General features: G+C 75.2%; 19 protein-coding genes. 13 read left to right on the top strand and 6 right to left on the bottom strand.

Annotation, left to right across the window (positions count from 1 at the left end; all coding sequences use genetic code 11):
- Window positions 1-9: 9 nt before the first annotated feature.
- From ACI780_RS01320 to ACI780_RS01300, 5 genes are all read left to right on the top strand, one after another.
- On the top strand, window positions 10-690 hold the full coding sequence (locus tag ACI780_RS01320) for an SGNH/GDSL hydrolase family protein (protein ID WP_457000482.1): 681 nt from the start codon (window positions 10-12) through the stop codon (window positions 688-690).
- 35 nt (window positions 691-725) lie between these two features.
- Window positions 726-1955: a 5-(carboxyamino)imidazole ribonucleotide synthase gene (locus ACI780_RS01315; protein ID WP_456871022.1), complete on the top strand. Its 1230-nt coding sequence runs from the start codon at window positions 726-728 to the stop codon at window positions 1953-1955.
- Window positions 1956-2507, top strand: coding sequence for a 5-(carboxyamino)imidazole ribonucleotide mutase (gene purE / locus ACI780_RS01310; protein ID WP_456871021.1), 552 nt, complete (start codon window positions 1956-1958; stop codon window positions 2505-2507). It begins immediately after the preceding gene.
- Window positions 2508-2516: 9 nt separating this feature from the next.
- A complete protein-coding gene (locus tag ACI780_RS01305; protein ID WP_457000481.1) occupies window positions 2517-3689 on the top strand; it encodes an acyl-CoA dehydrogenase family protein in 1173 nt (390 codons plus the stop codon).
- Window positions 3690-3846: 157 nt separating this feature from the next.
- Entirely contained in the window at window positions 3847-6933 is a 3087-nt protein-coding gene (locus tag ACI780_RS01300; RefSeq protein WP_457000480.1) for an arabinosyltransferase domain-containing protein, read from the top strand.
- 15 nt (window positions 6934-6948) lie between these two features.
- Here ACI780_RS01300 and ACI780_RS01295 read toward each other — a convergent pair whose 3' ends face one another.
- Genes ACI780_RS01295 through ACI780_RS01280 form a run of 4 tightly spaced genes read right to left on the bottom strand, consistent with a single transcriptional unit; the run spans window position 6949 to window position 10114 of the window.
- A complete protein-coding gene (locus tag ACI780_RS01295) occupies window positions 6949-7770 on the bottom strand; it encodes a DUF1028 domain-containing protein (RefSeq protein WP_457000479.1) in 822 nt (273 codons plus the stop codon).
- Window positions 7771-7783: 13 nt separating this feature from the next.
- On the bottom strand, window positions 7784-8452 hold the full coding sequence (locus tag ACI780_RS01290; protein ID WP_457000478.1) for a CoA transferase subunit B: 669 nt from the start codon (window positions 8450-8452) through the stop codon (window positions 7784-7786).
- Window positions 8449-9252, bottom strand: coding sequence for a CoA transferase subunit A (locus ACI780_RS01285; protein WP_456871016.1), 804 nt, complete (start codon window positions 9250-9252; stop codon window positions 8449-8451). Before ACI780_RS01285 ends, ACI780_RS01290 begins: the two co-directional genes overlap by 4 nt.
- Window positions 9253-9310: 58 nt before the next feature.
- The gene (locus tag ACI780_RS01280; protein WP_457000477.1) at window positions 9311-10114 is read right to left on the bottom strand and encodes a TIGR03089 family protein; all 804 of its coding nucleotides are present in this window, start codon (window positions 10112-10114) and stop codon (window positions 9311-9313) included.
- Window positions 10115-10198: 84 nt separating this feature from the next.
- Between ACI780_RS01280 and ACI780_RS01275 the strand changes: the two genes are divergently transcribed.
- A complete protein-coding gene (locus tag ACI780_RS01275; protein ID WP_456871014.1) occupies window positions 10199-10738 on the top strand; it encodes a phosphatase PAP2 family protein in 540 nt (179 codons plus the stop codon).
- Window positions 10735-11733 carry a decaprenyl-phosphate phosphoribosyltransferase gene (locus ACI780_RS01270; RefSeq protein ID WP_456871013.1) on the top strand — a complete coding sequence of 333 codons (999 nt, stop codon included), beginning with the start codon at window positions 10735-10737 and terminating at the stop codon, window positions 11731-11733. The genes ACI780_RS01275 and ACI780_RS01270 overlap by 4 nt, the downstream gene beginning before the upstream one ends.
- 592 nt (window positions 11734-12325) lie before the next feature.
- On the opposite strand, the gene ACI780_RS01265 is transcribed toward ACI780_RS01270, so the two are convergent.
- Window positions 12326-13900, bottom strand: a complete 1575-nt coding sequence (locus tag ACI780_RS01265) for an LCP family protein (RefSeq protein WP_456871993.1) — start codon at window positions 13898-13900, stop codon at window positions 12326-12328.
- Between the two features lie 259 nt (window positions 13901-14159).
- Between ACI780_RS01265 and ACI780_RS01260 the strand changes: the two genes are divergently transcribed.
- The 6 genes from ACI780_RS01260 to glfT1 all read left to right on the top strand — a co-directional run bounded on the left by ACI780_RS01260 (window position 14160) and on the right by glfT1 (window position 23386).
- On the top strand, window positions 14160-17285 hold the full coding sequence (locus tag ACI780_RS01260) for an N-acetylmuramoyl-L-alanine amidase (RefSeq protein WP_457000476.1): 3126 nt from the start codon (window positions 14160-14162) through the stop codon (window positions 17283-17285).
- Window positions 17286-17427: 142 nt separating this feature from the next.
- Complete coding sequence (locus ACI780_RS01255; protein WP_457000475.1) at window positions 17428-18021, top strand: hypothetical protein; 594 nt, start codon at window positions 17428-17430, stop codon at window positions 18019-18021.
- Window positions 18018-20747, top strand: coding sequence for an LGFP repeat-containing protein (locus tag ACI780_RS01250; protein WP_456871990.1), 2730 nt, complete (start codon window positions 18018-18020; stop codon window positions 20745-20747). Before ACI780_RS01255 ends, ACI780_RS01250 begins: the two co-directional genes overlap by 4 nt.
- A gap of 97 nt (window positions 20748-20844) precedes the next feature.
- The gene (gene wzm / locus ACI780_RS01245; RefSeq protein ID WP_456871989.1) at window positions 20845-21678 is read left to right on the top strand and encodes a galactan export ABC transporter permease subunit Wzm/RfbD; all 834 of its coding nucleotides are present in this window, start codon (window positions 20845-20847) and stop codon (window positions 21676-21678) included.
- Between the two features lie 2 nt (window positions 21679-21680).
- On the top strand, window positions 21681-22457 hold the full coding sequence (gene wzt / locus ACI780_RS01240; protein ID WP_457000474.1) for a galactan export ABC transporter ATP-binding subunit Wzt/RfbE: 777 nt from the start codon (window positions 21681-21683) through the stop codon (window positions 22455-22457).
- A 56-nt stretch (window positions 22458-22513) separates the two neighbouring features.
- Window positions 22514-23386: a galactofuranosyltransferase GlfT1 gene (gene glfT1 / locus ACI780_RS01235; protein WP_456871987.1), complete on the top strand. Its 873-nt coding sequence runs from the start codon at window positions 22514-22516 to the stop codon at window positions 23384-23386.
- 66 nt (window positions 23387-23452) lie between these two features.
- Here the strand turns inward: glfT1 and ACI780_RS01230 are convergent, their stop codons facing one another.
- Window positions 23453-25420, bottom strand: a complete 1968-nt coding sequence (locus tag ACI780_RS01230; protein WP_457000473.1) for a glycosyltransferase — start codon at window positions 25418-25420, stop codon at window positions 23453-23455.
- Between the last annotated feature and the right edge of the window lie 18 nt (window positions 25421-25438).

Here is a 25438-nt window from a genome sequence, read left to right as displayed (position 1 = left end):
TCGGTCGCCGTGCGCACCAGCCGGCGGTCGAGGCCCGTCCCGCGCCGCCGAGCGTGGTGGGCCGCCTGCCTGGCCGCGGTGGTCCTCGCCGGCGTCGTCGGGTGCGGCGACGGCGACGTGCCCGCGGCGGCCGGGCCTCCGGAACCCGTCGGCTTCGCCGTCGTCGGGGACTCGATCACCGCCGGCCTGGACGCGCCGGTCGAGGGCACGCGGGTGCGCGGGACCGGGTCGTGGGTGCCGGCCGCCGACGTGGCGCCGCTGGAGTTCCGCGGCGGCTGGGCCGTGCCCGGCGCCCGCACCGCCGACATGCGCGCGGGCGTGCGGCCGGTCGAGGCCGACGTGCTGGTCGTGCTCGCCGGCACCAACGACGTCCTGGGCGGGGTGCCCTGGGAGCGGACCCGGGAGGACCTGCTGGCCGCGGTGGCGGCCACCGGGGTGACGCGGGTGGTCCTGCTGGCCGTCCCGCCGATCGACGTCGCCCCGCGGGCCCGCGAGGACCTCAACGCCCACCTGGCCGCGCTCGCCGGGGAGCGGGGGTGGACGTCGGTCGACCCGTGGACCGACGTCGCCACCGACCGCGGCACCTTCACCGCCGGCGCCTCGGCGGACGGCGTGCACCCGACCCAGCCGGTCGCCGACCTCGTCGGGACGCGGGTCCGCACGGCGCTGCTGGACCCGGCCGGGGACTGACCCCGGGCCGGTTCCCGGGCTAGCCTCCCCCTGCCATGGCCGAGACCCCGCAGCCGACCGCACCCGCCGCGACCGACCCCCGCACCGGGCTGCCGGTCGTGGCGATGGTCGGCGGGGGCCAGCTGGCCCGGATGACCCACCAGGCCGCCATCGCCCTCGGCCAGTCGCTGCGGGTGCTGGCCACCGGCCCCGACGAGTCCGCGGCGCTGGTCGCCGCCGACGTCCGGCTGGGCGACCACCGCGACCTCGGCGCGCTGCGCGCGGTGGCCGAGGGCGCCACCGTGCTCACGTTCGACCACGAGCACGTGCCCAACGAGCACCTGCGCGCCCTGGCCGCCGACGGCGTGCGGGTCGCCCCCGGCCCCGACGCGCTGCGGCACGCCCAGGACAAGCTGGTCCTGCGCCGGGCGCTGGCCGGGGCGGGGGAGCCGCAGCCGGCCTGGGCCGAGGCGCCCACGGTGCACGCGGTGGCCGCGTTCGCCGAGGAGGTCGGCTGGCCGGTCGTCGTCAAGACCCCGCGCGGGGGCTACGACGGCCGCGGCGTCTTCGTCGTCCACGGCCCCGACCAGGTCGCCGACCTGCTCGAGCGGCACGGGACCCTGCTGGTCGAGGAGCAGGTGCCGCTGGTGGGGGAGCTGGCGGTGCTCGTGGCCCGGTCCCCGTTCGGGCAGGTCGCCGTCTGGCCGGTGGTCGAGACCGTGCAGCGCGACGGCATCAACACCGAGGTGCTGGCGCCCGCACCCGGGCTCGAGGAGGAGACCGTGCTGGCCGCGCAGGAGCTCGCCGTCCGCGTCGCCGACCGGGTGGGCGTCGTCGGGGTCATGGCCGTCGAGCTGTTCCGGACCGCCGACGGGGTGCTGGTCAACGAGCTGGCGATGCGCCCGCACAACTCCGGGCACTGGACGATCGAGGGCGCGCGCACCAGCCAGTTCGAGCAGCACCTGCGCGCCGTCCTCGACTACCCCCTGGGCTCGACGGCGATGACCGCGCCGGTCGTGGTCACGGCCAACGTGCTCGGCGGGGCGGCGTCGGCCGAGGGCTGGGACGGCCCCGGCGTCGACGAGCGGGTACACCACCTCATGGCGCACTGGCCCGACGTCAAGCTGCACTGGTACGGCAAGGGCCAGCGTCCCGGCCGCAAGCTCGGCCACGTCACCGCGCTGGGCGACGACCTCGCGGAGGTCCGCGCCCGTGCGCTCGCCGCGGCCCGCTACCTCGCCGACGGCGTCGTCGACCCCGCCTTCGCCTTCCCCGGGGAGCACTGAGTGGGCGAGCCCGTCGCCCCCGCGCCCCGGGTGGGCGTCGTCATGGGCAGCGACTCCGACTGGCCGACCATGGAGCCCGCCGCGCAGGCGCTCGCCGAGTTCGGCGTCCCCTACGAGGTGCACGTGCTGTCCGCGCACCGCACGCCGCAGCGGATGCTCGACTACGCCACCAGCGCCGTCGGCCGCGGCCTGCGCGTCCTGGTCGCCGGGGCCGGGGGAGCGGCGCACCTGCCCGGCATGCTCGCCGCGGCCACCCCGCTGCCGGTCATCGGCGTGCCGCGCCCGCTGGACCGCCTCGACGGCCTCGACAGCCTGCTGTCGATCGTGCAGATGCCGGCCGGCGTGCCGGTGGCGACGGTGTCGATCGGCGGGGGCCGCAACGCCGGCCTGCTCGCCGTCCGGGTCCTCGCCGCCGCCGACCCGCAGCTGCGGGCGGCGGTCGAGCGGTTCCAGGCCGAGCTCGCCGACACGGTGGTCGCCCGCGACGCCGCGCTGCGGGCCCGTCTCACCGGGCCGGGTGAGACGGGCCGGGAGACTGCTGGGACGTCCTAGCATCTACCCGTGAGCACGAGCGGGCTGTACCAGCTGACCGAGGAGCACGACGCGATCCGGGCCGCCGTCCGGGACATCGCCGAGCGGGAGATCAAGCCGTACGCGGCGGAGGTGGACGCCGAGTCGCGCTACCCCATCGAGGCGCAGAAGGCGCTGACGGCGGCCGGCTTCCACGCCACCCACATCCCGGAGTCCTACGGCGGCGAGGGCGCCGACGCGGTCGCCACCTGCATCGTCATCGAGGAGGTCGCCCGGGTCGACGTCTCGGCGTCGCTCATCCCGGCGGTCAACAAGCTCGGCTCGATGCCGGTGATCCTCTCGGCGTCGGAGGACCTCAAGCAGCAGGTGCTCGCCCCGATCGCCGCCGGCGAGGCGATGATCAGCTACGGGCTGTCCGAGCGGGAGGCCGGCTCCGACGCCGCCTCGATGAAGACCCGCGCCCGCCGCGACGGTGACACCTGGGTGCTCAACGGCACCAAGGCGTGGATCACCAACGCCGGCGTCTCCGAGTGGTACACGGTCATGGCCGTCACCGACCCGGAGAAGCGGGCCAACGGCATCTCCGCCTTCGCCGTCCACCGCGACGACCCGGGCTTCGCCGTGGGCCCGAAGGAGCGGAAGATGGGCATCAAGGGCTCGCCCACCTGCGAGCTCTACTTCACCGACTGCACCATCCCGGCCGACCGGGTGATCGGCGAGCCCGGCACCGGCTTCAAGACCGCGCTGCGGACGCTGGACTTCACCCGCCCGACCATCGGCGCGCAGGCCGTCGGCATCGCCCAGGGCGCCCTCGACGCCGCCGTCGAGTACACCCGCGAGCGCCAGCAGTTCGGGCGGGCGGTCAGCGACTTCCAGGGCGTGCAGTTCATGCTCGCCGACATGGCGATGCAGATCGAGGCCGCCCGGCACCTGGTCTACGTCGCCGCCGCCCGCGGCGAGGCCGCCCACGACGGCGGCCGGGTCGACCCCGACCTCGGCCGGCTGTGCGCCGCGGCCAAGGCCTTCGCCTCCGACGTCGCCATGAAGGTCACCACCGACGCCGTGCAGCTGTTCGGCGGCGCCGGCTACACGCAGGACTTCCCGGTCGAGCGCATGATGCGCGACGCCAAGATCACCCAGATCTACGAGGGCACCAACCAGATCCAGCGGATGGTGATCGCGCGCAGCCTGCTGCGCGGGTGAGCCCCGCACCTCCCGGCGAGGTGTGACGGAGGGGTCCGGTCCCGCTCGGCACCTCGTGCCCGCCGCGACACGCCGGGCGCGTGGCCGGTGTGACGTCCGGTGCGCGGTGTCGCCGCCCACGGTCCTCCGCTGGCGCGCAGCGTGTTGACTGGGAGCCGTGGGTGCACCGAGCGCAGTGGCCGAGCGGACCGGGCGGGGAGCTCATCCCGGGGGCCGGCCGTCGGCCGGCCGGGGACGGCTCCCACGGCTGGAGCTCGGGCTGCTGGTCACGGCCCTGATCGCCCTCGTCTGCGCCGCCCTGGTGCCGCTGGCGCCGGTGTCGGTCAGCACCCCGACGGTCTCCTGGCCGCAGGACCCGGCCGCTCCGGTCTCCACGGAGCTGCAGCTCACCGCCCAGCGGCCGGCCGCCCTCGACGTCCGGTTCAGCTGCGCTGCGCTGACCGCCGCGCGCGACGCCGGCGACGGCGTGCTGCTCAGCTCCGTCGTCCCCGGCCGGCTCGCCGAGGTCGAGGGCCTGCAGGTCCGCCTCACCGCCGACGACACGGTCTCGGTCGTCAGCAACGGCACCGAGGTGTACCGCGGCGGCCTCGCGGGCGGGGACTGCGCCTACCGGCTGCAGATGGACCCCGACGCGACCCGGCTGACGGTCGACGGGCAGCCGCTGGCCGAGACCGGCGGCGCGCTGCCCGACGTCGACCTGCTGGCCACCTCCGTCACCGCGCTGCCCGGCGGCACCGCCGACGACCTCGGGGTCACCGTGGACGTCGACGACCAGTTCTCCACCAGCCCGACCCCGCTCAAGTGGGCGATCGCCGCCGTCCTGCTGCTCGCGTCGCTCGCCTGCCTGGCCCTGCTCGCGCTGCGGGAGCGCCGTGCCCGGGCCACCGCCGGGAGCACCGCCCGCGCGCGGTCCCGCTGGTGGCGGGCGGTGTCGGTGGTCGACCTCGCCGTGGCCGCCGTGCTGCTGCTGTGGCTGTTCATCGCCCCGCACACCGACGACGACGGCTACTACTCCGCGATGGCGCGCAACGCCGTCGAGAACGGGTACGTCGGCAACTACTTCCAGCTGCTCAACCAGGGGTATCCGCCCTTCAGCTGGTTCTACCAGCTGCTCGGCTACTGGGACCTGCTCGGCTCCTCGCCGGTGGTGCTGCGGATCCCGTCGCTGGTGGCCGGGCTGGTCACCTACGGCGCCGCCCGCGCGATCGTGGAGTCAGTCGGCATCGCGCCGGCGCGGACCACGGCGGGCCGGCTGGTCCGCCACGGCGTCGTCGCCCTGGTCTTCCTCACCTCCTGGCTGCCCTACAGCATGGGCGTGCGGCCGGAGTCGATCTCGGCGGTGTTCGCCGTCCTGACGCTCGGCGCGGTCGTGGTGGCCCGGAGGCGGGGGAGCCTGGCCTGGTACGCCGCCGCGCTGCTCGTCGCCGGCATCGGGGTGACCTGCCACCCGACCGGCATCGTCGCGCTGGCCCCGTGGCTGCTGAGCATCCCGGCGATGTGGCCGCTGGTGCGCTCCACCGGCCCGTGGCGGACCCTCGCCGTCGCCGCCGGCGTGGTGGCCCCGGCCGCCCTCGCCGCGGTGCCGGGCTTCCTCGACGGCTCGCTGCGCGACTTCACCTACTCGCAGGAGATCTACGCGCGGCTGTGGCCCCAGGAGAGCTGGTACCGCGAGTGGCTGCGCTGGTCGTTCCTCCTCGGCGACGGGCCGATGGGCTCCTACGCGAAGCGGGCCACCGTCCTCGTCGCGATGGTCGCCTTCCTCTGGTTCGCCGTCCTGCAGCTCGCCGCCGGCGGCCGCGCCCGGCGCGCCTTCCCGCCGCTGGTGGCGCTGACCGGCTGGTCGTTCGGCCTCTCGCTGCTGCTGCTGTGGCTGACCCCGAGCAAGTGGACCCACCACTTCGGCGCGCTGGCCGGGATGACCACCGTGTTCGTGGCCTGCGCGCTCCTGCAGGGCGCGCGCACGGTCGTGGCCGCGCAGCGGGGCCGGCGCAGCCTCGCCCCGGCCACCGTGCTCGCCGCGCTCTCGCTGGTGCTGGTGTTCGCGCTGGCCATGCACGGGCCCAACAGCTGGGCGTACTCGTGGCTGCTGGGCATGCCGCACCGGCTGGTGCCGCCCTTCGCCGGGCCGGTGGCCTTCGACCGCCCGGCCGTCTGGCTCGTCGTCGTCGCCGCCGTCGGCGTCCTCGTGTGGTGGCGGCTGCCGCGGCGGCGGCGCAGCTGGGGCCGGGTGACGGCGCTGGCCTTCCCCGCGGCGGTGCTGGTCTTCCTCGCCGTCACGCTGGCCTACCTGGTCGGCAGCTTCTCGCTGGCGACCGTGCGGACCTGGGACACCTACTCGCCGCAGGCCGACGCGCTGCAGGACCCGCTGGCCCGCGAGGGCGGCGCCCAGCACGCCATCCGCGCCGCCGACCCGCGCACGGCGACCGTGCTGCCGCTGCAGGAGGGGTCCGCGGCCACCGTCGCCGGGTTCAGCGAGCAGGGCGGGTACCTGCCGTCGGCGCCGCCCACCGACACCGCCGACGACGAGCCGACGGTGTGGGGGAGCTACCCCGGGCCGGGGGCGGAGGCGAACACCGGGGAGCTGACCACCGGCTGGTACGCGCTGCCCGACGCCGCGCCCGACCTGCGGCTGCTGGTCGAGGCCTCCGGCCGGCCGGGCGGGGGCAACTCGCTCGTCGCCGAGTACGGCGAGCTCACCGGCGACGGCGGCGTCGCCGCGCTGGGCTCGCAGGTCCTCGACGACGGCGCCGACTCCCCGTTCTGGCGGCAGCTGACCCTCGTGCCCAGCCCCGGCGCCGAGGTCGTCCGGCTGGTCGCCGCCGACCGCACCGACGGCCCCGGCGGCTGGCTGGCGCTCACCGCGCCGGTGGAGGCGCAGATGCGGCCGCTGACCGAGGTGGTCGGCGACGGCGACGTCACCGCGGTGGCCTGGCAGCTGGCCTTCCAGTTCCCCGCCGCCGAGCTCCCGGTCACGGTGCACGGGATCACCGAGCCCGTCGACTGGGTGTTCGCCTGGGGCGAGGGCCCGCTCGGCGGGCTCGGGGACGCCGCCTTCACCCGGGAGCGGGCCGGGCTGTGGCACCCCACCGTCCGCTCCTCGACGCTCACCCAGCTGGCCACCGACGTCCCCGGCCAGCCGGACCTGCGGACCTTCACCGCCTACCAGGTGCGCAACCCCTACGCCGACGCCGCCTACGACCTCGAGCGCGGCCGCACCGTGGTGTGGGGCTGGCAGGCGCCCTGACCGCGCGGGCGGGCCTCAGTCCAGCAGGCGGGTGACCGCCGCGAGGCGGGAGTCACCGGCCATCGACGCCAGCCACGCCGACCAGCCCGGCCGCTCGCGCACCGCCGCCAGCGCGGCGCGGGCGGCGGCCCGGTCACCGCGTCGGGAGGCGGCCAGCGCGGCGTAGAGGTCGCGCGCGCCCTCGGGGGCGAACAGCGCGAGGGTCTCGTAGTCGCGCTCGTCGTAGGCGCGCTGCAGGTTGCGCAGCATCCGCAGCTGGGCCACCGGGTCGCCGGAGTCGTCGACCCGCAGGTCCATCCGCACGCCGTCGTCCTCCTCCGACGCCGGCTCGCCGCTCACCACCAGCAGCGCCGCCGACTGCCGGCCGCGCAGGTCCCCGCCGGCGTCCTGGCCGGCGCTCAGCGCGGCGAGCAGCCGGTCGGCCAGGACGCCGCCGCCGGCCCGGTAGGCCCCGGCCATCGCCGGCAGCACCTCCGGCGAGGCGAGCATGTTGCCCTGGACGCTCCACCCCTCGCCGAGCAGGTGGCCGCTCACCGGGAAGGAGCCGGGCCCGGTGTCGGCGGCGACGGCGCCGTCGGGCGCGAGGACGGCGATCTGCCGGTCGACGTCCTCGGCGGCGTGCGCGGCCCGGCGCACCAGGACCTCCGGCGCCGTGCCCTCGGCCAGCCCGCCGAGCAGCACCGACCCCAGCCCGCGCGGGCTGCGGGCCTGCACCGCCACGACGCCGACGCCGGGCCGGGCGGTGGGCACCGCCCGCCCGACGGCGAGGATGCAGGAGGAGACCGCGATGCCCATCTCCCCGGTGTCCGGGTCGCGGGCGACGACCGAGAACGTCACCGGGGGCCAGGGCTCAGACGGTCGCCGGCAGGGTCATCGTCGGGACGTCGCCGGGGACGGTCAGCGGGGCGCCGGTCCTGGCGACCACCTCGTCGGGTGTGACGCCGGGGGCGACCTCGCGCAGCACGAACCCGTCGCCGGTGACGTCGACGACGGCGAGGTCGGTGACCACCCGGTCGACGCACGCCTTGCCGGTCAGCGGCAGCGAGCACTCCTCGACCAGCTTCGGCGACCCGTCGCGGGCGACGTGCTCCATCATGATCACGACCCGCTTGGCGCCGTGGACGAGGTCCATCGCGCCGCCCATGCCGTTGACCATCTTCCCGGGGATGAGCCAGTTGGCGAGGTCGCCGCGGGGGTTGACCTGCATGGCGCCGAGGATGGCCAGGTCCAGGTGCTTGCCGCGGATCATGGCGAAGCTGGTGGCGGAGTCGAAGAAGCTCGCGCCGGGCAGGATCGTCACCGTCTCCTTGCCGGCGTTGATGAGGTCGGGGTCCTCCTCGCCCTCCACCGGGTAGGGGCCGACGCCGAGGACGCCGTTCTCCGAGTGCAGCACGACGTGCACGCCGTCGGGGACGAAGTTGGGCACCAGCGTGGGCATGCCGATGCCGAGGTTGACGTAGGCGCCGTCCTCGAGCTCCAGGGCGACGCGGGCGGCGAGCTGGTCGCGGGTCAGGGTCATCGGGTCTCCTCCGTCGCCTCTTCGCCACCGGCGGCCAGCGGGGCGGCGGACTGCCGCGGGCGGGTGGTGCGCCGCTCGATCCTCTTGCCCTCCGGGCCGACCAGGACGACCCGGTCGACGAAGACGCCGGGCAGGTGGACGTGCTCGGGGCGGATCTCCCCGGGCTCGACGAGCTCCTCGACCTCGGCGATGGTGATCCGCCCGGCCGTGCCGGCCAGCGGGTTGAAGTTCATCGCCGACTCGTGGAAGACGAGGTTGCCGTGCCGGTCGCCGACGGCGGCCCGCACCAGGGCGAAGTCGGCGGTCAGCGCGGTCTCGAGCACGTACTCGACGCCGTCGAAGACCCGCGTCTCCTTCGGAGCGCTGGTCTCGACGACGTTCCCGTCGGCGTCGTAGCGCACCGGGATGCCGCCGTCGGCGACCATCGTGCCCACGCCGGTGGGGGTGTAGAAGGCGGGGATGCCCGCGCCGCCGGCGCGCAGCCGCTCGGCCAGCGTGCCCTGCGGGGTCAGCTCGACCTCCAGCTCACCGGAGAGGTAGAGCCGGGCCAGCTCCTTGTTCCCGCCGACGAACGAGCTGATCGTGCGGCGGATGCGGCCGGCGTAGAGCAGCACGCCCAGCGCCTGGTCGTCGACGCCGCAGTTGTTCGAGATCGTCGTCAGGTCGTGGGTGCCCTGCTCCAGCAGCGCGTCGATCAGCCGGATCGGCACGCCGCACAGGCCGAACCCCCCGACGGCGAGGACGGCGCCGTCGGGGACGTCGGCCACCGCCTCGCGTGTGCTCGCGACGACCTTGTCCATCAGGCGACCCCACCCATCAGCTGACCACCGTCTCCTCCGGCGCGGCCGGCCGGCTCCCTCAGGCGGGCCGGCCCAGCTCGCGGATGCCCTCGATCCGGACGCCGAGCGTAGCGGTGACCCGCTCGGCCTCCGCCCGCGCGCGCAGGGCCGCGGGGTCGGTGTGTCGGCACAGCACCAGCGACGCGCCGGCGGCCAGCGGCGCCAGCAGCCAGACGACCGGGCCGGCCTCCGCGGCGGTCGGCTCGTCGACCAGCAGCCGGTCCCCGGCGGCGATGCCCAGCCGCCCGGCGAGCTGCCCGGCGGCGTCGGCCAGCCCGCCGAGGGTCAGCTCCAGCCCGCCGGCGGTGAGGCCGGGGGAGGCCGGGTCCGGCGGCACGTACGGGGTGAAGACGTCGCTGCGCGCCCGCACCTCGACGGCGAAGTCGCGGGCCGGCCCGGCGTAGCCGGTCATGCCCAGGCCCAGCGGGTGCAGCGAGAGGCCGAGCAGCTCGGGCAGGTCCTGCTCCTCCAGCGGCGCGAGCCGGTCCTGGGCGGCGAGGACGACGTCGGCGGCGTCGAGGCGGCCGTCGTCCTCGGCGGCGGTGTCGAGCACCGCGGCGCCGCAGCTCCAGACGCCGAGCAGCACCGCGGCGGTCTGCCAGTGCACCGGTAGCACGACCGCGACGGTGCTGCCCGGGGCGACGTCGAACTCGTCCTGCAGCAGGTCGGCGGTCTTGGCCACCCAGTTGGCCAGCGTCGTGGCCGACAGCTCGACCCGCTCGCCGGTCGCGTCGTCGTAGGAGGTGACCAGGGGAGCGGAGGCGTCGCGCCGGAGAGCGAGGTCCAGGAGGTCCGACGGGGTGGAGGGTCGCGTGGTGGGCACGGGACGAGAGTGGCACTGTGACGAGACAGTCCGCCCCGCGCGTCGTGGGGCGGGGTGCTGCCCGCCGCCTACAGTCGGATCCCGATGACCGCGATCCCCATCGACAGCCTCGCCCGGCTGGACGCCTGGCTGCTGCGCGCGACGCGGCGGCGGCTGGGCCACACCCCGGCCGTGCCCGTCGCCCAGACCCTGTCCCACTTCGGTGAGCACGCCCTCGGCTGGCTGGCCCTCGGCGGCCTCGGCTGGCTCTCCGGCCGGCGCCGCGACGAGTGGGCCGCCGGTGCCGCCGGCGTCCTCGCCGCGCACGCGGCCGGCGTCGTCGTCAAGCGCGTCGTGCGGCGGGAGCGGCCGGCGTTCGCCGACATCCCCGCCCTGGTCGGCACGCCCAGCACGCTGTCGTTCCCGTCGGCGCACAGCTGCTCGACCGCCGCGGCGGCCGTCGGGTACGCGCCGTTGGTGGGTCGTCCGGTCATGGGCACGCTGCTCGGCAGCATGCTCGTCTCGCGCGTCCTCCTGGGCGTGCACTACCCGAGCGACGTCACCGCGGGCGCCCTCCTGGGCAGCCTCGCGGCTCGGGTCACCCGGACCCTGGTACGCCGCCTGACAGAGGAGACACGGGCGTGAGCACACCCTCCAGCACCGACTCGGCCCGCGCCGAGCAGAAGGTCCCCGGGCCTCCCGCGGCGCACCCGCCGGCCGGGCGGGAGGAGACCGTCGAGCTGGCGCCCCGGCTGCCCGGCTTCCGCGGCGGCCTCCCGTGGGGCATGGTGCGCGCGCTGCGCCCGCGCCAGTGGGTCAAGAACGGGCTCGTGCTCGCCTCGCCCTTGGCGGCCGGCCGCATCTTCGAGCCCGAGGTCCTCGGCCCCACGGTCATCGCCTTCGTGGTGTTCTGCCTGGCCTCGTCGGGCATCTACATCATCAACGACCTCCGCGACATCGAGGAGGACCGCCGCCACCCGCGCAAGCGGTTCCGGCCGATCCCCGCCGGCGTCGTGCCCATCCCGCTGGCGATCGTCATGGCCGCGGTGCTGCTCGTCGTCTCACTCGGCGGCGCGGTGCTGCTGACCCGCTGGCAGCTGGCCGGCGTCGTGGGCAGCTACGTGGTCATCTCGATCTGCTACTCGTTCTTCCTCAAGAACCAGCCGGTCATCGACCTCGCCGTCGTCGCCTCGGGCTTCCTGCTGCGGGGCGTGGCCGGCGGTGTGGCCGCGGGCATCGAGCTGTCGCAGTGGTTCCTGCTGGTGGCGGCCTTCGGCTCGCTGTTCATGGTCGCGGGCAAGCGCTACTCGGAGCTGGTGGTCATGGGCGACGCCGCGGCCACCCGCCGCACGCTCAAGGCCTACTCCGCCAGCTACCTGCGCTTCGTCTGGAGCCTCTCGGCCGGCGTGGCCTGCACCGCCTACAGCCTGTGGGCCTTCGAGATGGGGGAGACCCAGGAGGGCATCCCCTGGTCCACGGTCTCGATCGCGCCGTTCGTCCTCGGGATCCTGCGGTACGCCGTCGACGTCGACAAGGGTGCCGCCGGCGCCCCCGAGGAGATCGTCCTCGGCGACAAGGTGCTGCTCGTCCTCGGTCTCTTCTGGGCCGTCCTCGTCGGCGTGGGGGTCTTCACCCGCTGACCCGACCGGCTCCCTCGCCGCGTGCCCCGTCCGGATCCCCGGGCGGGGCACGCGGCGTCTGGGGCGGGAGGCGTTCCCGCGGGAACGCGAGGCCCACTGGGGGGCCGGGCGCACGGTCGGCTGCCCGGGGCGGCGTCCCGCTACGGGAGGCGGCGCGGCCGAGGAGGCCGCTCCTCCGTCCTCGGCTCCCGCCACGGACGACCCGTCTCGGGCCGGACAGGACCGGCCCCACCGATCAGCAGACGGCCCACGGGTCCACCGGACCGAAGGGCACGAGCCGCGTGCTCCGCGAGGAAGACCCGGCGCGCCTCCTCGACGGCGTCCTCGTCGGACACCGCCCCCTCCACCGGCTTCACCAGGTAGCCGCAGCTGCAGGCTCCCCGCAGCCGACGCAGGCCGAAGGGCTGACGTCCCCCGAAGACGTGCTCCACGTGGTCGACGGTGTGCGCTGAGGCGCAGTTACGGGGCCGGGACGTGCACGTCTCCGCACGCCGTCCGTCCCCGGCGCCGCAGCCGGCCGCGCGTGCGCCCCGGAACGGCGACGGGCCCCTCCCCGCAGCAGCGGAGAGGGGCCCGTCGGTGCGCCGGGGGATCAGTTGATGCAGCTGGTGTCCGCCGCCGTCCGGGGCGCCTCGGCGGTGGTCTGGCCGGCCGGCGCCGGGGGAGTGGTGGGCTGCCCGACGCCGTTGAAGTCGCTGCCGAGGACCAGCTGCACGGTGCCGCTGTCGGCGTCGTCGCTGACCTCGACGTCGGCCCCGGGGACCTGCGCGGCGAGGGCCGCGGCCAGCGCCTCGTCCCCGGCGGCGTGCCGGATGACGGTCTGCTCGTAGTCGCTGCTGTCGGCGTTGCCGGTGCTGGTGACGACGAAGCCGGCGGCCTCGAGCTCGGTGCTGGCGTCGGCGGCCAGGCCGGGGGTGCCCGAGCCGTTGTAGACCTCCACCGAGACCTCCGACGGCGCCGCGGTCGCAGGCGTCTGGGGAGCGGGGGCCGCGGCGGCGTCCGGCTCGGCCGAGAGCTCGGCGAAGAACTCGTGCAGGGTGTCCTCGTCGGCCAGCCGCAGGATCGCGCGGTCCTGCTCGTCGCGGTCGTCGCCGACGATCGGCACGGTCTGGAAGTCGATGTCGCCCGGGGTCACCGACTGCATCTGCTGGGCCAGGTCGAGCAGCACCAGGTCGCGGTCGATGGTGAGCGACTCCGACGCCGCCTGCACCAGCTCCCGCTGCTTGCCGAGGTCGAGCAGCACGTCCTCCGACAGCATCTTGCGCAGCACGCCGCCGATGAAGACCTGCTGGCGCACGATGCGGTCGAGGTCGCCGCGGGGCAGACCGTGCCGCTGCCGGACGAAGGCCAGCGCCTCGGCGCCGGAGATCGTCTGCTCCCCGGCGGGGAACACCGCGCCGGAGAAGTCGGAGTCGTCGACGGCCTCGCACAGGTTCACCGTGACGCCGCCGACGACGCTGGTCAGGTCGAAGAAGCCGAGCAGGTCGACCTCGGCGTAGTGGTCGATCTGCAGCCCGGTGAGCTGGCTGATCGTCTGCACGAGCAGCTGCGCGCCGGCGGCCTGCTTGTCGGCCTCGGCGGCGGAGTCGTCGGCGTCGGAGTAGCCGTAGGCGTAGGCGGCGTTGAGCTTGTCCATCCCGTAGCCCGGGATCTCCACGTAGGAGTCGCGCGGGAACGACACGAACGACGCGCGCGACCCGTCGGCCGGCACGTGCACCAGGATCATCGTGTCGGTGTTGATCCCGGAGTCCGCGCCGGCGGTCAGCTCCGCCAGCTGCTCGGGGGTCAGCGCGGCGCGGCTGTCGTTGCCGACCAGCAGCAGGTTCATCGCCTCGGGGGCGTCCCCGGCGTCGGAGTTGCCGGCACTGGGGATCGCGTTGGTCCGGTTGACGGTGGCCTCGGCGACCCGGCCGAGGTACCAGCCCCAGCCGCTGCCGGCCAGCAGCAGCACCGACAGCACGGCGACCACCGCACGGCCGACGACGGCGGCGCGACCCCCGCGCCGCCCCTCGCCGCGGGCCGGGGCCGGGTCCCGCGGAGCGCGCTGCCCGGCGTCGGCCGGACCCTCGGGGGCCCGGGGGCGCGACGGACGGCCGGCGCGCGGGTCCAGTCGGGCCGGGAGCTGCCGGCCTCCCGGGCCGCCGTGCTCGGTGCGGTCTCGGCTCACGCGACGAGGTTAGGTGCGCCGCGGACGCCTCCCGGGCCCGCGACACGGCGGAACGCTCCGTCCCACCCCGTCCCGCCCGTCTGGTCCCGGGTGCCCGCCTGGTCCCGCCCGCCCCTCCCCGTCACAGGCGTCACACGGGACGGCGGAGGGGCCGGGACGGGCCGGGCTCAAGCCGGACGCCGGTCGTGACGATGGGGCAGGCGGGGGGACCCGCCGTGGGCAGCCCCGTCGCCGTCCGCCACCCGGAGGTTCCGCACCCGTGCGCCGTCTCGTCGTCGGGCTCCTCGCCTTCCTGGGCCTCACCGCCCTCGTCCTCGTGCTCCCCGTCTCCGCCGCGCCCGGCCCGGAGGCCGAGCCGGTGGCCACCTCCACCGCCGAGGTGCCGATGGGCTCGGTGGCCGAGCCGGCACCCCAGGCCGAGGTGCAGGCCGGCACCAGCGACCCCGTCACGGGCGTGCCGGCGACGGCGCCCGCGCTGACCGTCAGCCGGGTCGGCACCGAGCCGTTCTCGCTGGTGGGCGTCACCTGGCGACTGGACCCCGCGGTCACCGACACCGTCGTGCAGGTCCGTGTCCAGGACGCCGAGGGCGCGTGGGGCGCGTGGACCGAGGTCACGGTGGAGGACGCCGAGCAGAACCGGGGGACGGCCACCGGGGACGAGGTCCGCGGCGGGACCGCGCCGCTGTGGACCGGGCCGAGCACCGCCGTCGAGGCCGAGCTGGTGACGCGGTCGGGCGCGCAGCCCACCGACGTCCGCCTCGAGCTGGTCGACCCGGGCACGAGCCCGGCCGACGGCGCCCTGCAGGGCGCCGACCTCGGCGACACCGCGCACGCCGCCACCGCGATGCCGCCGGTGTTCTCCCGCGCCCAGTGGGGCGCCGACGAGTCGATCATGGGCTGGACGCCGCAGTACGCCCCCGCCGTCAAGGCCGCGACCCTGCACCACACCGACACCAGCAACGGCTACGCCGCCGACGACGTCCCGGGCATCATCCGGTCGATCTACGCCTACCACGCGCAGAGCCGCGGCTGGGGCGACATCGGCTACAACGTGCTGGTCGACCGGTTCGGGCGGCTCTGGGAGGGCCGCGCCGGCGGCCTGTCCCGGCCGGTGGTCGCGGCGCACGCCGGCGGCTTCAACAGCGGCACCCTCGGCGTCTCGATGATCGGCAACCACGCCGCGACGGCGCCGACCCAGGCCGAGCTGGAGTCCCTGGCCGCGATGATCGCCTGGAAGTTCTCGCTGCACGGGGTCGACCCGCGGGGGACGACGGTGCTGACCTCCGGCGGCGGCGGGACCGCGAAGTACGCGGCCGGCGTGAAGGTCACGCTGCCGACGGTCTTCGGGCACCGCGACGTCGGCAACACCACCTGCCCCGGCGACGCCGGCTACGCCCGCCTCGGCACGCTCCGCGACCTCGTCGCGGCCCGGCTCACCACCTCCCTGTCGCCGATCGCCACCCGCTACGCGGCCGACGCCGGACTGCGGGCCTCCCTGGGCGACCCGGTCGGCGCGGAGCAGTCGGCGGGCGGGGTCTCCTGGCAGGTCTACGAGCGCGGCCGGGTCTACGACTCCGCCGCGGGCGGGGTGCGCGTCGTCCGCGGGGCCATCCTCGACACCTACCTGGCCTGGGGCGGCCCGGCGGCACTCGGCGCCCCGCTGACCGACGACACGCCGACCGCCGAGGGCCGCGGCTGGTACGTCGACGTCCAGGGCGGCTCGATCGTCTGGTCCGCCGGGACGGGCGCGCAGGTGGTGCGGGGCGACATCCTCCGCGAGTACCAGCGGGTGGGCGGCAGCGCCGGGCTCCTGGGCTTCCCGACGACCAGCGACGCGCGCACCCCGGACGGGCGCGGCTACGTCGTGCACTTCGAGGGCGGGGACGTCCACTGGTCGCCGGCCACCGGCGCGCGCACCGTGGCCGGGCAGATCCTCGAGACCTGGCTGGCCACCGGGGGCACCTCCGGGCCGCTGGGCTTCCCGACCAGCAGCGACGCCCCGACGCCGGACGGGCGCGGGTACGTCGTCCGGTTCCAGGGCGGCGACGTCTGGTGGTCGGGCGCCACGGGGCCGCAGGTCGTGGCCGGCGACATCCTCGCCGAGTACCGCCGCACCGGCGGCAGCGCAGGGCCGCTGGGCTTCCCCACGACCAGCGACGCGCGGACCCCGGACGGCCGCGGCTACGTCGTGCACTTCCAGGGCGGGGACGTGTGGTGGTCCCCGGCCACCGGCGCGCGCACCGTGGCGGGACAGATCCTCGAGACCTGGCTGGCCGTCGGGGGCACCTCCGGGCCACTCGGCTTCCCGACCAGCAGCGACGCGCGCACGACGGACGGCCGCGGCTACACGGTGTCCTTCCAGGGCGGGGCGGTGTGGTGGTCGGGTGCGACCGGCGCGCACGTGGTGGCCGGCGACATCCTCGCCGAGTACCGGCGCGCCGGCGGCAGCGGCGGACCGCTGGGCTTCCCCACGACCAGCGACGCGCGCACGCCCGACGGGCGCGGCTACGTCGTGCACTTCCAGGGCGGCGACGTCTGGTGGTCCCCGGCCACCGGGGCGCACACGGTGGCCGGCGAGATCCTGACCCGCTGGCTCGGCACCGGTGCCACCTCGGGGCCGCTGGGCTTCCCCACGACCAGCGACGCGCGGACCACCGACGGGCGCGGCTACGTCGTCCTCTTCCAGGGCGGGGGCGTCTGGTGGTCGCCGGCGACGGGTGCGCAGGCGGTCGCCGGGGACATCCTGCGGACCTGGCAGGCGACCGGCGGCACCTCCGGGCCGCTGGGCTTCCCGACCACCGGTGACGCGCGGACGCCCGACGGGCGCGGCTACGTCGTCCGGTTCCAGGACGGCGACGTGTGGTGGTCGCCGGCCACGGGCGCGCAGGTCGTGCGCGGCGCCATCCTCGCCACCTACCGGGCCGCCGGGGGGTCCTCGGGCCCGCTCGGCTTCCCGACCACCAGCGACGCCCGCTCCCCCGAGGGCCGCGGCTACGTCGTGCACTTCCAGGGCGGGGACGTGTGGTGGTCGCCCACGACCGGCGCACAGGTCGTCGCCGGCCGCATCCTGACGACCTGGCTGGCGACCGGCGGCCCGTCGGGGACGCTGGGCTTCCCGACCACCAGCGACGCGCGCACCCCGGACGGGCGCGGCTACGTCGTGCGCTTCCAGGGCGGGGACGTCTACTGGTCGCCGGCCACCGACGCCCGCGCGGTCACCGGGGCGCTCGCCACCGAGTACGCCGCCCGCGGTGGTAGCACGAGCGGCCTCGGCTTCCCGACCAGCTCCACCTACGCGGTCGCCGGCGGTCTGCGCAACGACTTCCAGGGCGGCGTGCTGACGCTGACGACCGCCACGGGGGCGGTGACCGTCGGCCCGCGGTGACCCGCGTCGTTCCCACGATCGGACCGTGACAGGCCGTAGCCTCCCGATCACTAAGGCCGTGGACGCGCCGCCCGATGGGCGCCGGGCGGCCGTCCTGACGCCGACGACCGGCTCTCCGCTCGGTCCAGCAGGGAGACCCACCGTGTCCCGTACCCGATCCCGCCGACCGCTCCGGGTCGCCCTCGCACTGCTGGTGGTCGCCGCCGCCGCGCTCGCCGTGCTGTGGTGGCGGGCCGGAGGCGGCGCGGTCGCCGCGGACGACACCCCGGCCCCGTCGTCGACCGCGTCCACCGCCCCGTCGTCGACGCCGCCGTCCCCCTCGTCCCCGGCCCCGTCGTCGGCGCCGTCGTCGGCCGGCGGGTCGGGCACCCCCGCGGACGGCACGGCGCCCGCGACCGGGACCACGACCGCGCCCACGCCCGGCCAGGGCGGACCGGCCGCCGTCGCCGTCGCCGTCACCTGGTCCCAGTGGGACGACGCGAGCGGGTCGGTGCTCGCCGGCGGCATCGTCGGTGACGTCGTCGAGGCCGGTGGGCGCTGCACGCTCACCCTGAGCCGCGGCGGCGTCGTCCTGACCGGGGAGTCGGAGGCCGAGCCCGACGCCGCCACGACCAGCTGCGGCCAGGTGGCGGTGTCCGGCGCGGGGCTGACCGCGGGCGCCTGGGACGCCGTGCTGAGCTACGCCTCCGACCGCTCGGCCGGGGAGTCGGCGCCGTTCACGGTGGTGGTCCCGTGACCCGGCTGCTGCGCCCCCGGCTGACGGTCGTCGCGCTGCTCGTCCTCGGGCTGGCCGCCGCCCTGTCGCTCGTGGGCTCCTCCGCCCCGCCGCAGCTGCGGCCGTCGGCCGACCTCGGGCGGTTCGACCCGGGCAACATCATCGACGACAGCATCTTCTACAACGCGTCGACGATGAACGCCGACCAGGTGCAGGCGTTCCTGGCCGCGAACGGCTCCGGGCTGGCCGGCCTGCGGTTCGACACGTGGACCCGCACCGGCGACGACTACTGCGGTGCCTACGCCGGTGCGGCCCAGGAGACCGCGGCGGCGGTCATCGCGAAGGTCGCCCGCGCCTGCGGCATCAACCCGCAGGTCCTCCTGGTCACGCTGCAGAAGGAGCAGGGGCTGGTCAAGGACGCCAGCATCTCCGCCGACCAGCTGCGCAAGGCCATGGGCTACGCCTGCCCGGACACCCCGGCCGGCTGCGACGCCACCTACAACGGCTTCTACAACCAGGTCTACATGGCCTCGCGGCAGTTCAAGCGCTACCAGGCGCTCCCCAACCGGTACGGGTACGTGGCCGGCCGGGTCAACACCATCCCGTACTACCCGAACGACCCGACCTGCGGCTCCGCGCAGGTCTACATCGAGAACCAGGCGACCGCGGGCCTGTACAACTACACGCCCTACGTCCCGAACGCGGCCTCGCTGGCCGCGGGGTACAAGGCCTCGCCCGACCGCTGCGCCTCCTACGGCAACCGGAACTTCTACAACTACTTCACCGACTGGTTCGGGTCGACGCAGACCTCCGGCGCGGCGGCGGTCACCGACAAGGCCCGCGCGCTGACGGCGACCGGGCGCGGCCTCGGCGACGCCCTCGGCGACGTGACCTGCGACCAGCCCGGCGGCGGCTGCCGGCAGCGCTACACGTACGGCGACATCTTCTGGTCGGCGATGACCGGCGCCCACGACGTCCGCGGCGAGATCCTGGCGAAGTACCTCGCCACCGGCGGCCCCTCCTACATGGGCTACCCCGTCGGCGACGACCAGCGCGACACCAGGGTCGTGTCGACCCCGGTCTGGTACTCCAACTTCCAGTACGGCGACATCGTGTGGTCGCAGGCGACGAAGGCCCAGGTGGTCCGCGGGCCGATCCGCGACCACTGGCTCGCGCTCGGCGCGTCCGCCGGCGTCCTGGGCCTGCCCACCAGCAGCGACGCACCCGCCGGCGGCGGCGGCTTCGTCGTCGACTTCCAGGGCGGCTCGGTCTACTGGTCGCAGGCCACCGGGGCGCACGACGTGCGCGGCGCGATCCTGGCGAGGTACCGGTCCTCCGGCGGCCCGGCCGCCCTGGGCTACCCCACGAGCAACGACAGCCGGGACCGGGCCGTCACGTCCACGCCGGTCTACTACGTCAACTTCCAGGGCGGCGACGTCGTCTGGTCGGCCGCCACCGGGGCCCAGGTGGTGCGCGGGCCGATCCTGCAGCGCTGGATCGCCCTCGGCGCCTCCGCCGGACCGCTCGGCCTGCCCGTCACCAGCGACGCCGTCGCACCCGGCGGCAAGGGCTACGTGGTCGACTTCCAGGGCGGCTCGGTCTACTGGTCGCCGGCCACCGGGGCGCACGACGTGCGCGGCGCGATCCTGGCGAGGTACCGCTCCTCCGGCGGGCCGCCCGTCCTGGGCTACCCGACCGGGGACGACAGCCCCGACCGCAACGCCCCCGGCGTCTGGTTCACGAACTTCCAGGGCGGCGACGTCGTGTGGTCGCAGGCCACCGGCGCGCAGGTCGTGCGCGGGGCGATCCGCGAGCACTGGCTCCGGCTCGGGGCCTCCGCCGGCACGCTCGGCCTGCCCGTCACCAGCGACGCGGTCGCCCCCGGCAACGGCGGGTACGTCGTGCACTTCCAGCGCGGGGCGGTCTACTGGTCGCCGGCGACGGGGGCGCACGCCGTCCAGGGGCCGATCGCGGTGAAGTACGCGGAGGTGGGCGGCCCCCTCTTCGTCGGCTACCCGGTCGGCGAGCAGGGCACCGACCGCGCCGCGCCCGGGGTGACCTACTCCAACTTCCAGGGCGGCGACATCGTCCACTCCCAGGCCACCGGCGCCCAGGTCGTGCGCGGCGCGATCCTCGCGCACTGGCTGTCGCTGGGGGCGTCGGCCGGGCCCCTCGGCCTGCCGGTCACCACCGACGCGCTGGCCCCCGGCAACGGCGGCTACCTCGTCGACTTCCAGCGGGGCTCGATCTACTGGTCGCCCGCGACCGGCGCCCACGACGTCCGGGGCGCCATCCTCGCGGCCTACCGCACGGCCGGCGGCCCGCCCTACCTGGGCTACCCGACGGGCGACGACAGCCGGGACCCCCGGGTGACCACCACGCCGGTCTACTACGGCAACTTCCAGGGCGGCGACATCGTGTGGTCGCAGGCCACCGGGGCGCAGGTCGTGCGCGGGGACATCCTGCGGAAGTGGCTGGAGCTCGGCGCCTCCTCGGGGCGGCTCGGGCTGCCGGTCACCAGCGAGGCCCTCGCGCCCGGGGGGCAGGGGTTCGTGGTCGACTTCCAGCGCGGCTCGGTCTACTGGTCGGCGTCGACCGGTGCGCGGTGGGTCGTCTCGGCGATCAACGAGGACTACGCGGCCCGCGGCGGCCCGGCCGGCGAGCTGGGCTACCCGAAGACCGACACCACGACGCTGGCCACCGGGCAGCAGCAGGTCGTCTTCCAGTACGGGACGCTGACGAGGTGAGGGCCGCGGGGCGGGCGGGAGCCGTGTGACGAACGGGTCCCGGCCGCCTCGCGCGCCCGCCGGTGGCCCCGCTGCGGCGCAGGTAGCGTGGATCCTCGTGGCACTCGCACAACCGGCCGGACGCACGCTCGCCGCCGCCGTCGCCGACCTGCGGCGCGGCTGGGAGCAGCGGTCCCTGTGGGGACACCTGGGCTGGCAGGACATCCGGCAGCGCTACCGGCGCTCGGTCCTCGGGCCGGTCTGGATCACCATCAGCATGGCGGTCACCGCCGTCGCCCTGGGTGTCCTCTACTCGGGCCTGTTCGACATCGACCTGGCGCTGTTCCTGCCGCACGTGCTCGTCGGCTTCATCGTCTGGGCCTTCATCAGCGGCTGCATCGCCGAGGGCTCGGAGGTGTTCATCGCCAACGAGGGCCTGATCAAGCACCTGCCCTCACCGCTGTCGGTGCACGTGTACCGGCTGGTGTGGCGGCAGACGCTGTTCTTCGTGCACAACATGATCGTCTACGTGGTCATGCTGTTCGTGTACCCGCAGGACCTGAAGTGGACGGCCATCGCGGTGGTCCCGGCCTTCGCCCTGCTGGCGCTCAACGGCGCCTGGGTGGCGCTGACCGTCGGCGTCGTCACCACGCGGTTCCGCGACCTCCTGCCGATCACCCAGAGCGTCGTGCAGCTGATGTTCTTCCTGACGCCGATCGTGTGGGTCTACGACGAGCTGGTGAACAGCCCGAACCCCGACGTCGCCGCGCGGGCCCGGCTGGCGGAGTTCAACCCCTTCCTGCACTTCGTCGAGATCGTCCGCCGTCCGCTGCTGGGCCAGGACCAGCTGTGGCGGCACTGGGCGGTCGTCCTCGTCATCACGGTGGTCGGCTGGGCGCTGACGATGGTCGTCCTGCGCCGCTACCGGTCCCGCGTCTCCTACTGGGTGTGAACGTGAGCAACGACAACCCGGCGAGCACCAGCGGTCCGGTCAGCATCGCGACCAAGGACGCCTGCGTCGACTTCCCCATCTTCGACGCCAAGAGCCGCTCGCTGAAGAAGACCGTCATGGGGCTGGTCGGCGGCAACATCGACAGCGGCAGCAAGGTGCCGGTGATCGAGGCGCTGCGCGACGTCACCGTCAACCTCGAGCACGGTGCGCGGGTGGGCCTGGTCGGCCACAACGGCGCCGGCAAGTCCACGCTGCTGCGGCTGCTGTCGGGCATCTACGAGCCCACCCGAGGCATCGCGGAGATCCGCGGCCGGGTGGCGCCGGTGTTCGACCTCGGCGTCGGCATGGACCCGGAGATCTCCGGCCTCGAGAACATCATGATCCGGGGCCTGTTCCTCGGCATGACCCGCAAGCAGATGCAGGAGCGGGTCGAGGACATCGCCGACTTCACCGAGCTCGGCGACTTCCTCCACATGCCGCTGCGCACCTACTCCACGGGCATGCGGGTGCGGCTGGCCCTCGGCGTGGTCACCAGCATCGACCCGGAGATCCTGCTGCTCGACGAGGGGATCGGCGCGGTCGACGCCGCCTTCCTCGAGAAGTCCAAGCAGCGGCTGGTGCAGCTCGTGGAGCGCTCGGGGCTGCTCGTGTTCGCCTCGCACTCCGACGAGTTCCTCCGCGAGCTGTGCGACACGGCGATCTGGATGGAGCACGGCCAGATCCGGCAGCAGGGCGAGCTCGACGAGGTCCTGCGGGCCTACAAGGGCCTGCCGGCGTGACGGCGGCGGCTCCGGCGCCCGTCGGGACGGCCGTGCCCGCGGCGGGGGAGCGGGTCGTGGCCGTCGTGGTCACCCGGCACCGGCGCGAGCTGCTGGCGCAGAGCCTGGCCGCGCTCGCGGCACAGACGCGGCCGCTCGACCACGTCGTCGTCGTCGACAACGGCCCCGACCAGTCCGCCGCCGACGTCGTCGCGGCCAGCGGGCTGCCGGCCACCCACCTGCCCAGCGCGCGCAACCTCGGCGGCGCCGGCGGCTTCGCCTACGGCATGCTGCACGCCCTCGCCCTCGGCGCGGACTGGGTGTGGTGCGCCGACGACGACGGCCGCCCGGCCGACGCCGGCGTGCTGGCCACCCTCCTCGACGCCGCCCGGCGGCACGGGCTGGCCGAGGTCAGCCCGCTGGTCACCGACATGGCCGACCCCGACCGGCTGGCGTTCCCCCTGCGCCGCGGGCTGCGCTGGCGGCGGCGCCGCAGCGACTTCGCCGGCGTGGACCTGCTGCCGCGGTACGCGTCGCTGTTCAACGGCGCGCTGTTCCGCGCCGACACCCTCGACGTCGTCGGCGTCCCGGACTACCGGCTGTTCTTCCGTGGCGACGAGACCGAGATCCACCGGCGGATGCTGCGCGCCGGGCTCGCCTTCGGCACCTGCACCGGGGCGGCCTACCTGCACCCGGAGGGGACGACGGAGTTCGCGCCGATCCTCGGCGGGCGGCTGTCGGCCCAGTACCCGGCCGACGAGGCCAAGCGCTACTACACCTACCGCAACCGCGGCTACCTGATGTCCCAGCCCGGCATGCGCTGGCTGCGCCCGCTGGAGACGGTCCGCTTCGGCTGGTTCTTCCTCGTGTCCCGCCGCGACCCCGTCGGCTGGCGGGAGTGGCGGCGGCTGACCCGCGCCGGGCGGCAGGAGCGGCTCACCCGCCGCTGAGGCCGCCGGCCCCCGACGACAGAGGGCCCCGACCGGATCTCCGGTCGGGGCCCTCTCGTCGTGCGCTCAGACGCGCTGGTAGCCCCACTCCTCGAAGGCCTGCGACCAGCTCTCCATCGACGTCAGCTCACCGGCCGCGGCCTGGTAGCGGCGCTGCAGGTCGGGGAACTCCGCCGCCATCCGGCGCAGCAGCTGCGCCGACGTCGCCGCCAGCCGGCGGAAGGTCGCCGGGTCGCGGCGCCGGAAGGTGACCCCGCGCCCGTCGGCGGTCCCGACGGTGGCGCTGTCGAGCCGGGACAGCAGGAACCACCGCGCGTCCTGGAAGGCCAGGTTCAGCTGGGGCGTCTGCAGGTTCTCCGGGTCGACCGGGCGGGCGTTGTGCACCAGCGCGCTGACCAGCGTCCTGCCGATCTGCAGCGGCTTGACCGGGATGCGGCGGAAGCGCATGGCCTTGGCCGTGGGCATCGAGGGCAGCGGCAGGTCGGCCGAGGAGGTCAGCACCTGGCCGTCGGCGTGCGTGGCGCGCACCCGGCGGGCCTGCACCACCGACTCCGGCATGCCGCGGAAGAGCGCCTCCGGGCCGGCCAGGAAGTCGCGGTAGGCGAGGTGGTGCAGCTCGACGGTCGAGTACTGCAGGTTGATGAGGAACCGCAGGTCGGCCTTGAGCATCTCGCGGAACAGCTTGCCGCCGTGGCGGTGCGGCGAGTGCAGCGCCGCGGCGATCAGCCGGTTGCGGATGTGGAAGTAGGCCTGCCAGTCGCTGGCGTCGTCCTTGTCGCCCCAGGACAGGTGCCAGATGGCGGTGCCCGGCAGCGACGCGGTCGGGAAGCCGGCGGCGAAGGCGCGCAGGCCGTACTCGGCGTCGTCCCACTTGATGAACACCGGCAGCGGCATGCCGATCTCGTCGACGACGGTGCGGGGGATCAGGCACATCCACCAGCCGTTGTAGTCGACGTCGATGCGGCGGTGCAGGTCCGCCGACTCGCGCAGCGTCCGCTTGCCGAAGTCGTGGTGGTAGTAGGTGTGCGGGGCGTTGGTCCAGAAGAACGTCTCGCGGTCGACGATCTCGCCCATGCTGTGCAGCACCGAGCGGTTCTGCAGGGCCAGCATCTGCCCGCCGACGAGCATCGGGCTCTTGGCGTAGGCGGCGAAGGCGCGCGCCCGCAGCAGGCTGTCGGGCTCGATCATGATGTCGTCGTCGAGCAGCACGACGTGCGTGGCGTCGCTGCGGGTGAACGCCTCGTGCATGGTGCGCGCGAAGCCGCCGCTGCCGCCGAGGTTGGGCTGCTCGACCACGTGCAGCCGGTCGCCCAGGGCGGCCTTGACCTCCTCGTAGCCCGCGGCGTCCTTGACGTGGTTGTTGCCCTGGTCGGCGATGGTGACCAGGGACAGCCGCTCGAGCACCGCGGGGTCCTCGACCAGCGCCCGGGCGGCGGCCAGCGCGTCGACGGGACGGTTGTAGGTGCAGATGCCGACGGCCAGCCGCGGCTCCTCGGCCGGCGCCTGCGGGGCGTACCAGCCGGCCTCGCGGATCTGGGTCTCGCTCTCGGCGGTGACGTCGAACCAGTACCAGCCGCCGTCGATGAACGGCGCCAGGTCCAGCTCGAACTCGACGGTCCGCTCGTCGTCGCCCACGTGGGAGACGCCGGTGACGTGCATCGACTCGCCGTCGGCCTTGGAGCGGTGGACGTCGATGCGGCAGGTGCCGGACACGGTGACCCGCAGGACCACCGAGCCGAGCACGCTCCACCGGCGCCAGTAGCTGGCCGGGAAGGCGTTGAAGTACGTGGCGAAGGAGACCTCGGAGCCGGCCGCGATCAGGCCGGAGTGCCGGCCCTCCTGGACCACGCGGGTGCCCGCGTTCTCCTCGTCGAGGTAGAGGCTGCGGACCTTGAGCTGGTCGGCCGGCCGCGGCATGAGGACCCGCTGGACGAGGGTGACGGCCTTGTCCGGGGTGAGGTCGCTCTCGGCCGGCTCGCTGACGGCGTCCGGCTTGACCGGGGCGTCGGCGACCTGCGGCGTGGTCGTCGTCATGGGGAGTCAGTCCTCGCT

Source organism: Geodermatophilus sp. SYSU D00814, from assembly GCF_054050055.1.
The sequence above is the reverse complement of the archived record's forward strand: the minus strand, read 5'-3'. Positions and strand labels throughout refer to the sequence as shown.

Bases quoted from the DNA above. Each gene is read 5' to 3' on its own strand.
- ACI780_RS01285 (WP_456871016.1), bottom strand. From the start codon at position 9,252: ATGGACAAGGTCGTCGCGAGCACACGCGAGGCGGTGGCCGACGTCCCC.
- ACI780_RS01290 (WP_457000478.1), bottom strand. From the start codon at position 8,452: ATGACCCTGACCCGCGACCAGCTCGCCGCCCGCGTCGCCCTGGAGCTC.
- ACI780_RS01275 (WP_456871014.1), top strand. From the start codon at position 10,199: ATGACCGCGATCCCCATCGACAGCCTCGCCCGGCTGGACGCCTGGCTG.
- ACI780_RS01315 (WP_456871022.1), top strand. From the start codon at position 726: ATGGCCGAGACCCCGCAGCCGACCGCACCCGCCGCGACCGACCCCCGC.
- ACI780_RS01230 (WP_457000473.1), bottom strand. From the start codon at position 25,420: ATGACGACGACCACGCCGCAGGTCGCCGACGCCCCGGTCAAGCCGGAC.